15 protein-coding genes are annotated in these 14,161 nt (G+C 67.2%); 6 read left to right on the forward strand and 9 right to left on the reverse strand.

Going from position 1 to position 14,161, the window contains the following annotated elements:
- Window positions 1-10: 10 nt before the first annotated feature.
- Window positions 11-2,716, reverse strand: a complete 2,706-nt coding sequence (locus BXU08_RS13970; protein ID WP_077510608.1) for an ATP-dependent DNA helicase — start codon at window positions 2,714-2,716, stop codon at window positions 11-13.
- 88 nt (window positions 2,717-2,804) lie between these two features.
- Window positions 2,805-3,242, reverse strand: coding sequence for a MarR family winged helix-turn-helix transcriptional regulator (locus BXU08_RS13975; RefSeq protein ID WP_077510609.1), 438 nt, complete (start codon window positions 3,240-3,242; stop codon window positions 2,805-2,807).
- A gap of 136 nt (window positions 3,243-3,378) precedes the next feature.
- Between BXU08_RS13975 and BXU08_RS13980 the strand changes: the two genes are divergently transcribed.
- From BXU08_RS13980 to nhaA, 3 genes are all read left to right on the forward strand, one after another.
- Window positions 3,379-3,804, forward strand: a complete 426-nt coding sequence (locus BXU08_RS13980; protein ID WP_077510610.1) for an organic hydroperoxide resistance protein — start codon at window positions 3,379-3,381, stop codon at window positions 3,802-3,804.
- A 62-nt stretch (window positions 3,805-3,866) separates the two neighbouring features.
- On the forward strand, window positions 3,867-5,447 hold the full coding sequence (locus tag BXU08_RS13985) for a lysine--tRNA ligase (RefSeq protein WP_077510611.1): 1,581 nt from the start codon (window positions 3,867-3,869) through the stop codon (window positions 5,445-5,447).
- Window positions 5,448-5,494: 47 nt separating this feature from the next.
- Window positions 5,495-6,733 carry a Na+/H+ antiporter NhaA gene (gene nhaA, locus BXU08_RS13990; RefSeq protein WP_077510612.1) on the forward strand — a complete coding sequence of 413 codons (1,239 nt, stop codon included), beginning with the start codon at window positions 5,495-5,497 and terminating at the stop codon, window positions 6,731-6,733.
- On the opposite strand, the gene BXU08_RS13995 is transcribed toward nhaA, so the two are convergent.
- From BXU08_RS13995 to BXU08_RS14025, 7 genes are all read right to left on the reverse strand, one after another.
- Window positions 6,705-7,904, reverse strand: coding sequence for an MFS transporter (locus tag BXU08_RS13995; protein ID WP_077510613.1), 1,200 nt, complete (start codon window positions 7,902-7,904; stop codon window positions 6,705-6,707). The two genes, nhaA and BXU08_RS13995, sit on opposite strands and share 29 nt — an antisense overlap.
- 89 nt (window positions 7,905-7,993) lie before the next feature.
- The gene (locus tag BXU08_RS19615) at window positions 7,994-8,527 is read right to left on the reverse strand and encodes a hypothetical protein (RefSeq protein WP_150125538.1); all 534 of its coding nucleotides are present in this window, start codon (window positions 8,525-8,527) and stop codon (window positions 7,994-7,996) included.
- Between the two features lie 131 nt (window positions 8,528-8,658).
- Window positions 8,659-9,588, reverse strand: coding sequence for an electron transfer flavoprotein subunit alpha/FixB family protein (locus tag BXU08_RS14005; protein ID WP_077510615.1), 930 nt, complete (start codon window positions 9,586-9,588; stop codon window positions 8,659-8,661).
- A complete protein-coding gene (locus tag BXU08_RS14010; RefSeq protein WP_077510616.1) occupies window positions 9,585-10,337 on the reverse strand; it encodes an electron transfer flavoprotein subunit beta/FixA family protein in 753 nt (250 codons plus the stop codon). The genes BXU08_RS14005 and BXU08_RS14010 overlap by 4 nt, the downstream gene beginning before the upstream one ends.
- 80 nt (window positions 10,338-10,417) lie before the next feature.
- Window positions 10,418-10,876: a GFA family protein gene (locus BXU08_RS14015; RefSeq protein WP_077510617.1), complete on the reverse strand. Its 459-nt coding sequence runs from the start codon at window positions 10,874-10,876 to the stop codon at window positions 10,418-10,420.
- Window positions 10,873-12,072, reverse strand: coding sequence for an ADP-forming succinate--CoA ligase subunit beta (gene sucC / locus BXU08_RS14020; RefSeq protein WP_077510618.1), 1,200 nt, complete (start codon window positions 12,070-12,072; stop codon window positions 10,873-10,875). Before sucC ends, BXU08_RS14015 begins: the two co-directional genes overlap by 4 nt.
- Window positions 12,073-12,306: 234 nt before the next feature.
- Window positions 12,307-12,603 (reverse strand): hypothetical protein, encoded by a 297-nt coding sequence (locus tag BXU08_RS14025; RefSeq protein WP_253190381.1) that lies wholly within the window; start codon window positions 12,601-12,603, stop codon window positions 12,307-12,309.
- 34 nt (window positions 12,604-12,637) lie between these two features.
- Here BXU08_RS14025 and BXU08_RS14030 point away from each other — a divergent pair, with 34 nt between their 5' ends.
- From BXU08_RS14030 to msrB, 3 genes are read left to right on the forward strand one after another with little or no spacing between them, the layout of a single operon-like run.
- Window positions 12,638-13,123: a hypothetical protein gene (locus BXU08_RS14030; RefSeq protein WP_077510620.1), complete on the forward strand. Its 486-nt coding sequence runs from the start codon at window positions 12,638-12,640 to the stop codon at window positions 13,121-13,123.
- Between the two features lie 39 nt (window positions 13,124-13,162).
- A complete protein-coding gene (locus tag BXU08_RS14035) occupies window positions 13,163-13,663 on the forward strand; it encodes a sterol desaturase family protein (protein ID WP_077510621.1) in 501 nt (166 codons plus the stop codon).
- 32 nt (window positions 13,664-13,695) lie between these two features.
- On the forward strand, window positions 13,696-14,130 hold the full coding sequence (msrB, locus tag BXU08_RS14040; RefSeq protein WP_077510622.1) for a peptide-methionine (R)-S-oxide reductase MsrB: 435 nt from the start codon (window positions 13,696-13,698) through the stop codon (window positions 14,128-14,130).
- The last annotated feature ends 31 nt before the right edge of the window (window positions 14,131-14,161 follow it).

A 14,161-nucleotide genomic window follows, 5' to 3' on the forward strand; every position in this document is an offset into this window, starting at 1 on the left:
CACGTCCCCGTCAGGCGTTCGCGGGCGCCTCATGCCGCAATCGGCTCTCCAGGGAAAGCCGAACCCGCGCGACCGCCTCGTCGAGCGTGACGCGCGCCACCGGCGTCCCCGGCGGAAACGCGTCGAGCAGCCGCGACGGGCTGGCGGCGGAAAGCAAGACGAAGGTGCCGCGATCGTCGGCGCGGCGAATCAGCCGGCCGAACGCCTGCGCCAGCCGCGCGCGGACGATGCGATCGTCATAGGCAGTGCCGCCGCCGGCGAGTCGCCGCGCCGCGTGGAGCACGCTCGGCTTGGGCCAGGGCACGCCCTCCATCACCACCATGCGGAGCGAATGGCCGGGCACATCGACGCCGTCCCTGAGCGCGTCGGTGCCGATCAGCGACGTACGCGGATCGTCGCGGAAGATATCGACGAGCGTCCCGGTGTCGATCGGATCGACATGCTGGGCGAGCAGCGGCAGCCCCTCGCGCGCCAATCGGTCGGCGATGCGGGCATGGACGGCGCGCAGCCGGCGAATCGCCGTGAACAGTCCGAGCGTCCCGCCCTCCGCCGCGACGATCAGCCGGGCATAGGCGTTGGCGAGCGCGGGCAAATCGCCGCGCTTGACGTCGGTGACGATCAGCACCTCGGCCTGGCCCGGATAATCGAACGGGCTGATCGCTTCGAAGCGCTGCGCCGGGCGAAGCAGATGGACCGCGCCCGAGCGCGCCTCGGCAACGTTCCAGTCGCCCCCGGCGCGCAACGTCGCCGAAGTGATCACCGCGCCATGGGCTGGCTCGAGCACGGTCTTGGCGAAGGGCTTCGACGGATCGAGCCAGTGGCGGTGAAGCCCGACATCATATTCGCGCCCCTCGACGCGATCGACGGCGAGCCAGTCGACATATTCGGGGTCCGCCGGCCCGCCGATCCGCGCGATCAGCGCGAGCCACGCGCCAACGGTCTCGGTGCGCCAGCCGAGCGAGGCGATCGCGCCTTCGATCCGCGCGCGCGCCGGACCGTCCATCCAGTCGGGCGCGTCGGCGAGCACCGCTTCGAGCCGGCGCCCGAGCTTGACCAGGGGGCGGACGAGCGAATCGAGCGCTGCCCCGGCAGGCCCCGCCGCCTCGACCAGCGCGCCATCGGGCTCGGCGAGTTCGGTCTCGAGCCCGTAGCCGGCATCGCCCGAGCCATTGGTGTCGCGGGCGTAGACAAGCCCGCGCACCGCAGCGAGCAGCGCCTCGACCGGGCCGAAGGGTTCGCCTTCGTTCAGCCGCTGGAGCCAGCCGTCGCTGGGCAGCGCGCGCGCGGCATCGACGGCCTCGGCGATGGCGAGCCCGCCTTCCTCGTCATAGCTGGCGACATCGGAGAGGCGTGCGGCGAGGCCGCGTCTCCTTCCGCGCGAGCCCGATTCGGGGCCGGTGACCCAGCGGCGGATCTCGATCGCCTCCTGTCCGGTCAGCGCCGCCGAGAACATCGCGTCGGCGGCGTCGAACAGATGATGTCCCTCGTCGAACACATAGCGCGTCGGGCGCGTCGCCGATTCGCGGCCGCGGGCGGCATTGACCATCACCAGCGCGTGGTTGGCGATAACGATATCCGCTTCGGCCGAGGCACGCGCGGCGCGCTCGATGAAACATTTCCGATAATGCGGGCAGCCGGCATAGATGCACTCGCCGCGCCGGTCGGTCAGCGCCGTCGATCCGTTACGGCGGAACAGCGTGGGCAGCCAGCCGGGCAAGTCGCCGCCGATCATGTCGCCGTCCGCCGAATAGGCGGCCCAGCGCGCGACGAGTTGCGCGAGGATCGCAGCGCGGCCCGCGAACCCGCCCTGCAGCGCGTCCTCGAGATTGAGCAGGCACAGGTAATTCTCGCGTCCCTTGCGGGTGACGATCTTCGCCTTGCGCGTCTCTGCGTCGGGAAACAGCCGGTCGCCTTCATTGGCGAGCTGGCGCTGGAGTGCCTTGGTGAAGGTCGAGACCCAGACCGGCCCTTCGGCGCGCTCGGCCCAGAGCGAGGCGGGGGCGAGATAGCCGAGCGTCTTGCCGATTCCGGTGCCGGCCTCGGCAAGGATGAGATTGGGCGAATCGCGCACTTCGCGCGGGGCGAAGGCGCCGGCGGCGGCGGCGGCATAGTCGCGCTGGCCCTGGCGCCGCTCGGCGCCACTGCCGGTGAGGCGGGCGAGCCGCTCGGCAATGTCCGTGTCGGACAGCGTGATCGTCCGCGGGGCGGGGCGGGGCGGCCGCTCTTCCCATTCGGGCAGCTTGGCGAACAGCCAGCGTTCGGCCTGTCCCGGCTGGCCGATCCGCGGGCTCAGCGCCGGCGCCCAGGGCCAGCGCAGCCGGAACAGCGACTGGACCGAATTCCATGCCCCCTCGCGCTCGGCCCAATCGCCCTGCGGAATGGCAAGCAGCGCCTCGGCGGCGCGGCGGAGGAAGCCGGCGACCTCGGCATCGCCTTCCGGCACTGCCAGTCGCACGGCGCGTGCGAGTCCCTTGGGCGTCGGCACCATGAAGCTTGCCGGACGCAGGAAGGCGAACAATTCAAGCAGATCGAGCCCGTTCAATTCGGGATGGCCGAGCCGTTGGCCGATCAGCGGCGCGTTGAGCAGGATCAGCGGGGTGTCGGCCGCCATCCGGATCGCCTCGCCCCGGCTCACGGCGCGCGTCTCGTCGGCGGTGGCGATCCAGATGCCGCCATGGCTCGCGTGCAGCGCGGGGTAGGGGAGCGGCGGCATCATCGGTGCAGGCAACCTGTACGCATTTCGTTCCGCGTGAACAGTCGCTTTTGCAGGGTGTCGCCCCGAATGCGCGCGAGTCGGAGCCGGATCAGCCGCGCGAGTCGCGCAGTGCCTGCCAGAGCGCCTGGACCTGCCGATTGAGCGCGCCCAGCTGCTCGCCGCTCATCCCGGCCCGATCGAGTAGTTCCTCCGCCAGACAGCCGCATTGCTCGCGCATCGCCGCGCCGCGGTCGGTAAGCCGGACCTGGACCTGGCGCTCGTCGTCCGGATTGCGTTCGCGCGTGACGAAGCCCGCCGCCTCCAGCCGCTTGACCAGCGGCGTCACGGTGCTCGATTCGAGCGCAAGCCGATCGGCGATTGCGCCGACGGTGCGGCCGTCCTCCTCCCACAGGGCATGGAGCACCAGATATTGCGGGTAGGTGATCCCGAGCCGATCGAGCATCGGCTTATAGGCGCGGTTGATCGCCATGCTCGTCGCGTAGAGCGAGAAGCAGAGCTGGTCGTCGAGCGGAAGCGCAGCGGGCACGGGACATTCTCCTGGCGGCAAGCCGATATCACGGGAATACATATCGCGATAAATAAACTGCTGGACAAGTCCCGCGCTGGGACCTAGCTACTACTTATCGCGATAATTATTATCGCAGCAGCTAAGGAGATATGAGATGTCCGTTGATGTGAAGTACCGCACCCGCGCCACGTCCACCGGCGGCCGCGACGGCGAAGCCCGCTCCGAGGACGGCAAGTTCGTCGCAAGGCTTTCGACTCCGAAGGAGCTGGGCGGCGCGGGCGGCGACGGCACCAATCCCGAGCAGCTGTTCGCGGCGGGCTATTCGGCATGCTTTATCGGCGCGCTCAAGGTCGCCGGCCAGCAGCTCAAGCTCAAGGTCCCGGCCGAAACGACGGTCACGGCGAATGTCGGCATCGGCCCGCGTGCAGCCGGCGGGTTCGGCATCACTGCCGATCTCGAAGTCAGCCTCCCCGGGCTGGATCGCGCCGATGCCCAGAAGCTGGTCGACGCCGCGCACCAGATCTGCCCCTATTCGAACGCCACGCGGAACAATGTCGATGTCGGGCTGACCATCGCCTGACCTGCGCGACGCGCGGGCAAGGGTGGCACCCGGGCCCGCGCTTCGCTAGACGCGCGTGCATCATGACCGACAAGCAGACACTGCGCGCCGCCGCGCTCGACTCAAAGGCCTGGCCCTATGAAGAGGCGCGCAAACTGCTCAAGCGCTATCCCGACGGCGCGCCGGCCAAGGGGCATGTGCTGTTCGAGACCGGCTATGGCCCGTCGGGGCTGCCGCATATCGGCACGTTCAACGAAGTGCTGCGCACGACCATGGTGCGCCGCGCGTTCGAAGCGCTGAGCGACATTCCGACGCGGCTGATCGCGTTCAGCGACGACATGGACGGCTTGCGAAAGGTCCCGGACAATGTTCCGAACAAGGAGATGCTGGCGCAGCATCTCGGCAAGCCGCTGACACGCATTCCCGATCCTTTCGGCACGCACGAAAGCTTCGCAGCACACAACAACGCACTGCTCCGCGAATTCCTCGACCGCTTCGGGTTCGACTACGAGTTCGTCTCGTCGACCGATTATTATGCCGACGGGACGTTCGACGACGCGCTCAAGAATGTGCTGCGCCAGTATCAGGGCATCATGGACGTGATGCTGCCGACGCTGCGCAAGGAGCGTCAGCTGACCTATTCGCCGGTGCTGCCGGTAAGCCCCAAGTCGGGCGTGGTCCTCCAGGTGCCGATCGAAGTGCTCGATGCCGAGACCGGCATGATTGCGTTCGAGGATGAGGGCGAACGCATCGAGCAGTCGATCCTCGGCGGCAAAGCCAAGCTCCAGTGGAAGGTCGACTGGGCGATGCGTTGGGTCGCATTGGGTGTCGATTACGAGATGGCGGGTAAGGACCTGATCGATTCGGTGGTCCAGTCGTCCAAGATCGCGCGCGTGCTCGGCGGCAAGCCGCCCGAGGGGTTCAACTACGAGATGTTCCTCGACGAGAAGGGCGAGAAGATCTCCAAGTCCAAGGGCAACGGGCTCAGCCTCGACCAGTGGCTGACCTATGGGCCCGACGAGAGCCTGGCCTTCTACATCTATCGCGAGCCCAAAAAGGCCAAGGCGCTGCACCTCGGGCTGATCCCGCGCGCAGTGGACGATTATTGGCAGTTCCGCGGCAATTATGCCGAGCAGCCGATCGCCCAGCAGCTCGGCAATCCGGTGCACCATATCCATAACGGCCCGCCGCCTGCCGAGACGCTGCCGGTGACCTTCGGGTTGTTGCTCAACCTGGTCGGGGTGATGGGCGAAGCGAGCAAGGAGCAGGTCTGGGGCTACCTGGCCAATTACGTGCCCGATGCCAGCCCGGAGACCTATCCCGCGCTCGACAATCTGATTGGCTATGCGCTCGCCTATGCCCGCGACTTCGTGACGCCGACGCTCAGGAAGCGCGCGCCCGAGGGCGTGGAAGTCGCGGCGCTGCAGCGGCTCGACGCCGAGCTGGCGGGGCTCCCCGCCGATGCCTCGGCCGAGGACATCCAGAACATCGTCTACGAGATCGGCAAGAGCGGCGGGTTCGAGAACCTGCGCGACTGGTTCAAGGCGCTCTACGAGACTTTGCTCGGATCCGAGCAGGGGCCGCGAATGGGCAGCTTCATCGCACTCTACGGGATCGAGAACTCTCGCAAACTGATCGCCGAGGCGCTGGCCAGGGTCGGTTAACCGCCGCTCGCGCTGAGCCTGTCGAGGCGCCCTACAGGAGGAAAACCGTGCTTCGCCAAGCTCAGCACGAACGAGGCGGAGGCATTCGCGCTTTCCTCCACAGCGAGGCGGCCGGCGGAATCGTGCTGATGGCCGCGGCGGCGTGCGCGATGCTGGTCGCCAACCTGCCGGGGCTGTCGGCGCAATATTTTCACCTGCTCCACCTCGAGACCGGCCCGGTGATCAGCCCGCGCTACGGGCCGATGACGGTGCATCTGTGGATCAACGATGCAGCGATGGCGCTGTTCTTCCTGCTCGTCGGGCTCGAGATCAAGCGCGAGTTCGTCGACGGGCGGCTGGCGAGCTGGAAGCGGCGGCGGCTGCCGGTGCTGGCGGCAGCGGCGGGGATGGCGGTGCCGGGGGCGGTCTTCCTGTTCGTCACGCGCGGCCATGGCGCGCTGGGCAATGGCTGGGCGATTCCGGCCGCTACCGACATCGCCTTCGCGATCGGGGTGCTGGCGATCCTGGGCAAGCGCGCGCCTGCCTCACTCAAGCTGTTCCTGACCACCGTGGCGATCGTCGACGATCTCGGTGCGGTGGCGATCATCGCCTTGTTCTACACCGCCGAGCTCGATCTCGTGGCGCTGGCCGCGGGCGGCGGCGTGCTGCTGGCGATGGCGGCGCTCAACCGCAGCGGCAGCAAGCGGCTCGCTTTCTTCCTGCCGCTCGCCTGCCTGCTCTGGTATTTCGTGTTCCGATCGGGGGTGCATGCGACGATCGCCGGCGTCGCCGCGGCGCTGACCATTCCGATCACGCGCTCGCCCGCCGCGCCCGACGATGCCGAATCGCCGCTCCACCGGCTCGAGCACGGGCTCCATCCCTGGTCGGCTTTCCTGATCGTGCCGCTGTTCGGCTTCGCCAATGCCGGCGTGTCGCTTGCCGGGATGAGTCCGGCGATCCTGCTGGCGCCACTGCCGCTGGGGATCGCGCTGGGGCTGTTCCTCGGCAAGCAGATCGGAATCTTCGGCAGCATCTGGATCGCGCACCGAACCGGCTTTGCGCCGCGGCCGGGCTGGGCGAGCTGGCCGCAAGTCTATGGCGTGTCGCTGCTCGCCGGGATCGGCTTCACGATGAGCCTGTTCATCGGCGGGCTCGCTTTTCCCGGCAACGCATTGCTCGCCGACGAAGTGAAGATCGGCGTGCTCGCGGGATCGTTGCTCTCGGCAGTCGCGGGCTATCTGGTGCTGCGACTCGCGCCGCGGCGGCGGGTGCTGGCGGTCAGGCTGCTCGCAAGGCGGCGGGCCTGAGCGCGCGGCGCTCGACCAGCATCGCGACGCACCAGATCGCAAAGCCGCCCAGCGCCAGGCCGGCGCCGACATAGCCGGTCGAGGTCCAGCCCCAGCCCGCCGCGATCGCCATCCCGCCGAGCCAGGGACCGAGCGCATTGGCAGTGTTGAACGCCGAATGGTTGAGCGAGGCGGCGAGCCCCTGTGCCTCTCCGGCGACGTCCATCAGCCGGGTCTGGAGGATCGCGCCGAGCGCGCCGGAGAAGCCGATCGCGAACACCGAGAGGCACAAGGTCCAGAACTGCCCGGCGGCCAGCGGATAGACGGCAAGCGCCGCTGCGCTGAACAGCAGCAGCACCGCCGCGGACGGCATCAGCGCGCGATCGGCGAATTTGGGGACGATGATATTGCCCGCAGTCATCCCCGCGCCGAACACCGCGAGCGCGACCGGGATCGACGATGCCGAGACGCGAGTCACTTCGAGCAGAGTCGAGGCGACATAGGTGTAGACGCAGAACAAGCCTCCAAAGCCGATCGCGCTGATCCCGAGCGTCAGCCAGACCTGGCCGTTGGCGAGCGCGCCGAGTTCGCGCAGCGGGCTAGCGTCGTGCGCCGGCCTGTCCCGCGGGGCGAGCCACCAGACCAGCGACACGGTGAGCAAGGCGAGCACCGCGACGACGGCGAAGCCCCAGCGCCAGCCGATCGCCTGCCCCATCCAATTGGCGAGCGGCACGCCGATCACCGTGGCGATGGTCAGTCCGAGCAGCACGCGGCCGACCGCCTGCGAGCGCTTGTTGTCGGGCACCAGCGAGGCAGCGACGAGCGCGGCGATGCCGAAATAGGCGCCGTGCGGCAGCCCGCTGAGGAAGCGGAACACCAGCATCCAGCCATAGGTCGGCGCGAGCGCGCTCAGCCCGTTGAACAGCGCGAAGCTGGCCATCAGCAGGATCAGCATCGTCCGCCGCGCCATCCTGGCGCCCAACACCGCGAGCAACGGCGCGCCGACGACTACGCCGAGCGCATAGACGCTGATGACATGCCCCGCAGTCGGCTCATCGACACCGAGCCCGCGCGCCATGTCGGGGATCAGGCTCATCGTCGCGAATTCGGTGGTGCCGATCGCGAACCCGCCCATCGCCAGCGCGAAATGGACGAGTGCGACGGGTGTTACGCGAGGAGCTGGGGCATGCATCGCCCTCAAGTGGCCATGCTGCAGTGCAGCGTCAACCGGTGCGGGCTGCACATACGAATGCAGTGCGTGCAATCCCAGGGTACAGCGCCTCAGCTGGTGAAGCGCAGCCCGCTGAACAGCACGTCGCCTGTCGAGCATGCGACGCGCGCAGTCGATGGCGCGATCGGAACGGCAGCCTCGGCCTTCTTCTTGCCCAGCACCGCGCTTGCCTTGCCGTCGGCGATCGTCAGCTGAAACGGCACCGTCGTATCGAGTCCGAGGTCACCGAGCGAAAGAAACTCGTCCTTGCCGTTGCGGATGATGCGCAGCCGGGCTGCGAGCAGGTTCCGCCGGAACCGTGCAGCGCCGATAATCTCCAACCGCGCCTGCCAGCTCCCGTCTTTGGCGTGGAAAACGGCGGCACCAAGCGTCAGATATTTGGGATGCATCGACATTCTGGAGATCGAGACGCTGCCCGCGACACTGGCATTAGGCGCCGCCTCGCCGACAAGCTGATTCTTGTGATGCCCGGCCCCTGCCCGGCAGTCGAACACCCCCGTCTGGGCGGGAGATTCGGTCTGCGCCCGGCTGGGTCCACCCGTCATCATCACCAGCCCGCAGGCGGCCAGCAAGTTCCTGTGCATCCTTTTCCCCTCTGGCGCCGGAGCATAGCGCAAATCAGGTGCCGAGCCAGGACTGCATCGAACGCAGACAGAAATGGGGCGGCCGCACTGGCAGGTGCGCCGCCCCTTTTCTTCGCAAAATCAAGTCAGGCTCAGAGCTTCTCGGTGAGCTCCGGAACGATCTTGAACAGGTCGCCGACCAGGCCGATGTCCGCGACCTGGAAGATCGGGGCGTCCTCGTCCTTGTTGATCGCGATGATCGTCTTCGAATCCTTCATGCCGGCAAGGTGCTGGATCGCGCCCGAGATGCCGACCGCGACATAGACTTCGGGGGCGACGATCTTGCCGGTCTGGCCGACCTGATAGTCGTTGGGCGCATAGCCGGCGTCCACGGCGGCGCGGCTCGCACCCACCGCGGCGCCGAGCTTGTCGGCGAGCGGATCGATCAGCGCGTGGAACTGCTCCGACGAGCCGAGCGCGCGACCGCCCGAGACGATCACCTTGGCGGCGGTCAGCTCGGGTCGCGTCGATTCGGCGATCTCGGCGCCGGCGAAGGTCGAGAGGCCCTTGTCGCCCGCACCGCTCACTGCCTCGACCGTGCCCGAACCGCCGCTGGTCGCCGCCTTTTCGAAGGCCGTGCCGCGCACGGTGATCACCAGCTTCTTGTCGCTGGTCTGGACGGTGGCGATCGCGTTGCCGGCATAGATCGGGCGGGTGAAGGTATCGGCACCCTCGACCGACAGGATGTCCGAGATCTGCATCACGTCGAGCAGCGCGGCGACGCGCGGCGCGATGTTCTTGCCGGTGGTCGTCGCCGGGAAGACGACGGCGTCATGCGTCTCCATCAGCGAGACGATCAGCGGCGCGACATTCTCGGCGAGCGCATGTTCGTATGCCGCGTCGTCGGCGAGGTGAACCTTGCCCACGCCGGCGATCCTGGCGGCTTCGTCGGCCACCGCGGCGGCCCCCGAACCGGCGACGAGGAGATGGACTTCACCAAGCTGCGAGGCAGCGGTGACGGCGGCGAGCGTCGCGTCCTTGACGCTCTTGTTGTCGTGTTCGACCCAGACCAACGTCTTCACTTGGCGACTCCCAGACCCTTGAGCTTCTCGACCAGCTCGTCGACCGAGCCCACCTTGATGCCGGCCTGGCGCTTGCCGGGCTCGACGACCTTGAGCGTCTTGAGGCGCGGCGAAACATCGACGCCATAGTCGGCGATCGTCTTCTTCGCGACCGGCTTGGTCTTGGCCTTCATGATGTTGGGCAGCGTGGCGTAGCGCGGCTCGTTGAGGCGCAGATCGGTGGTGACGATCGCGGGAAGCTTGAGATCGACGGTCTCGAGACCGCCATCGACTTCGCGGGTGACCTTGACGCCGTTGCCGCCGAGCTCGACCTTCGAAGCGAAGGTGCCCTGGCTCCAGCCGAGCAGCGCGGCGAGCATCTGGCCGGTCTGGTTCGAATCGTCATCGATCGCCTGCTTGCCGAGGATGACCAGCCCGGGCTGCTCCTCTTCGGCAACCTTGGCGAGCAGCTTGGCGACGGCCAGCGGCTCGACTTCGTCTTCGGTGGCGATCAGGATGGCGCGGTCGGCGCCCATCGCGCGCGCAGTGAGCAGCACGTCGGTCTCGGCCTTGGGCACGCCGATCGTGACGACCACGACTTCGGTGGCGGCGCCCTTTTCCTTCAGGCGCACGGCTTCCTCGATCGCGATCTCGTCGAACGGGTTCATGCTCATCTTGACGTTGGCCAGATCGACCCCCGTCCCGTCCGCCTTCACGCGGGGCTTCACGTTGTAGTCAAGCACCCGCTTGACCGGCACCAACACCTTCATCTGCTTCTCTCCCTTGGCTCCTGTTTCCGGGGAGGAAAGGGCCTGGTTAAAGATCTCACTGACTTACGTTTACGCGAACGTCAACCTGCGCGCGAACGGGCGAATTCCTCGATCAACGGCTGGAACGATTCGGAAGGCGGATAGGCTGCGAAGCTGTGCGTGGCGCCCGTCCTGGCCCAGGGCAGCGCTTCGGCGGTGAACGTCTCGAAGAACGGCGGATCGGCCGGCGGCACGTCGAGCAGGGTAGTACGCACGTTGACGAACGCATCGAACCCTTCGGGTCGGGTGAACATCCAGCTCATGCAATGGCCGCAGAAATAATGCCGCGTGGCGCCGTGGAGACCGCCGATCACCGGTTCGCCGGCGACCACGTCGAATGCCTCGGCAGGCCAGGCGCCGCTCACCGAATAGGCGCTTGCGCTCATGCGCTGGCAGCCGCGGCAATGGCAGGCGCTGGTGAAGCTCGGCGCGCCGGACAGGCGGAAGCGGACGCGCGCGCAGCGACATCCCCCTTCCACCGTGCCAGGCGCGTCGGTCATGCCGCCTTCTGGACCTCCGCGACGATCTTCTTCGCCGCGTCGCCCAGGTCGTTCGCCGGAACGATGGCGAGGCCCGAATTGGCGAGGATCGCCTTGCCCTCGGCGACATTGGTGCCTTCGAGGCGGACGACCAGCGGAACCTGGAGATTCACTTCCTTCGCCGCGGCGACGATGCCCTCGGCGATGATGTCGCAGCGCATGATCCCGCCGAAGATGTTGACGAGAATGCCCTTCACCGCGGGATCGCTCAGGATGATCTTGAACGCCGCAGTCACCTTCTCCTTGTTGGCGCCGCCGCCGACGTCGAGGAAGTTGGCCGGGAACATGCCGTTGAGCTTGATGATGTCCATAGTCGCCATGGCGAGGCCGGCGCCATTGACCATGCAGCCGATGTCGCCGTCGAGCTTGATATAGGCCAGGTCGTACTTCGACGCCTCGAGCTCCATCGGATCCTCTTCGGTCTCGTCGCGCAGCTCGGCGAGATCCTTGTGGCGGAACATCGCGTTGCCGTCGAAGGCGACCTTGGCGTCGAGCACCATCAGCTTGCCGTCGTCGGTGACGGCGAGTGGGTTGATCTCGATCTGCTCGGCATCGGTGCCGAGGAACGCGTCGTACAGCTTCGAGGCGGTGTTGGCGGCCTGCTTGGCGAGGTCGCCGGTCAGCCCGAGCGCCGCGGCGACGGCGCGGCCGTGATGCGCCATGAACCCGGTCGCCGGATCGATATCGATGCTGTGGATCTTCTCGGGCGTGTCGTGCGCGACGGTCTCGATGTCCATGCCGCCCTCCGTCGAGGCGACCATCGAGATGCGGCCGGTGGCGCGATTGACCAGCAGCGCGAGGTAGAATTCCTTGGCGATGTCGACGCCGTCGGTGACGTAGAGGCGGTTGACCTGCTTGCCATGCTCGCCGGTCTGGATCGTCACCAGCGTGTTGCCGAGCATGTCGGTCGCCGCGGCGCGGACCTCGTCCTCGGTCTTGGCGAGGCGGACGCCGCCCTTGGCGTCGGGCCCGAGTTCCTTGAACTTGCCCTTGCCGCGGCCGCCGGCATGGATCTGCGCCTTCACGACGTAGAGTGGCCCGGGGAGCTTCTTCGAAGCCTCGACGGCTTCCTCGACGCTGAGTGCGGCAAAGCCGGCCGGGACGGGCACGCCGAACTTGGCGAGCAATTCCTTGGCCTGATATTCGTGGATATTCATGGGCGCGCCCTCATCTGGCTGGCGGGATCGAGTTTGCGGACGCCTTAAGCACGCCACGCCCGCGAGTCCAAATCTTTTCCACGCAATTGAGATCGCGTCGCAATCTCAATATGTTTTCGTGTATGCGGTACGTATCGACTTGGCACTAGTCACCCGGCCCTTGCCAGGGGCCGCTACCTTCAACGGATCGATGACCCTCGCGATCCCGTCGCAAGGCGGAAGCACTGAAATCATCTAGCCGGCAAAGCCCGTCGCGCAGAGCGCAGCCGAGCTCGACGTGACGCCAAGGATCTGCGCGTCGCCCAGCGCACGGACGCGGTGGAGGAACTGATCGACCGACTCCGCGCCCCCGGCATAGGGCAGGTCGGCAATCCGCATCAGCTGCTTGAGCGACAGCCGGTCGACCATCCGCTGCGCCATGCAGGCGGAAAGCGGCTTGGGCAGGCCCGAGCGGATCAGTCCCGCGCGCAGTCGCGCTTCGGGGACGGCGCACCCGGCGAGCAGCAGCGCGGCGAGGGGAGCAAGATACATGGTGTTGCGCATCGTGCCCCGCTATCGGCCGCGAATGATCCTAGCAACCGCGCTCGCCCTGCTCTCCGCTCCGGCCGATCCCGCCCATGCTGCGCTCGATCGACTCGCCGGCTGCTGGGATGCGCCGGGCGACGTGATGGGCAAGCCCGTCGCGACTCGGGTGCGCGGTGCCTGGCGCCTCGGCGGCCGCTATCTCCTGCTCGAGATGCACGGCCTGGACCCCGCCGATCCCTATGATGCCGCGATCGTCCTCGGCGACCATGACAAGATCAAGCTGAGCAGCTGGTGGATGGACAGCTTCGGCCCCGGACAGAGCAGCGCGGGCACGGGCGACGTGCAGGACGGCGCGATCCTGGTCGATTATCGCTACCCCGATACGGTCTATGCCAACCGCTTCGCTCCGGACGGGAAGGGCTGGCGCTGGACGATCGTCGAGCGCAAGTCCGACGGCAGCGAAAAGCCCTTCGCGTCGTATCGCCTGACTCCCGCCGCATGCGGCGGCACCAACTTCGCCTTCTAACCGGCTGACGCAGGCGCTCGCGCATCCTATGTTAGCTGGATGAACCCCTGGCTCGGCATCCTGTTGTTCGTCGCTACCGTCGCCGGGATGGAGGCGTTCGCCTATGCCGCGCATCGCTGGGTGATGCATGGCCCCGGCTGGTTCCTGCATGAAAGCCATCATCGGCCGCGCACCGGCGCATTCGAACTCAACGATCTCTATGCGGTGATCTTCGCGGTGCCTTCGTTCGTGCTGCTGCTCGGCGGCGTGCAGCTCGGCTGGTGGCCGGGCTTTGCCTGGATCGGCGCGGGAATCGCCGCCTATGGCGCGATCTATTTCGGCTTTCATGACGTCATCGTCCACAAGCGCCTCCCGCACCGCTACGTCGCCCGCTCGCGCTACATGAAGCGCATCGTCCAGGCGCATCGGCTGCACCACGCAGTGGAGAGCAAGCACGGCACGGTCAGCTTTGGCTTTCTCTGGGCGCCGGCGGCCGAGATGCTCAAGCGCCAGCTCAAGGCGCGCGGCGGATCGATCCGGGGCAGCATCGACTCGGATTGACGCGCGCGCGGGCCGGGCACACATCTAAGTCCATGGAACAGCTCAACCTGTCCGAGTCCGAATGGCGTAAGCGCCTCTCTCCCGAACAATTCCATGTCTTGCGCGAAGCCGGCACCGAACGCCCCTTTTCGGGGCGGTACAACGACAACAAGGCCGACGGCCTCTATCGCTGCGCCGCGTGCCAGCTCGAATTGTTCGACAGCGTCGACAAATATGATTCTGGCTCGGGCTGGCCGAGCTTCACCCAGCCGGTGGCGGCCGGGAATGTCGTCGAGCATGCCGATATCACCCATGGCATGCGGCGAGTCGAAGTGCGCTGCGCACGGTGCGACGGGCATCTCGGCCATGTCTTCCCCGATGGCCCGCCGCCGACGGGCCTGCGCTATTGCATGAACTCGGTCAGCCTCGAATTCCGTTCACGCAGCGGCAACGCAAATGGCGCTAGCGCCGCACCGTCCGGCGCCTGATTCTTGTGAGCCGCCGCTTTAGGGCTTAACC

It is taken from the genome of Sphingomonas sp. LM7 (assembly GCF_002002925.1).
Lineage (GTDB): Bacteria > Pseudomonadota > Alphaproteobacteria > Sphingomonadales > Sphingomonadaceae > Sphingomonas.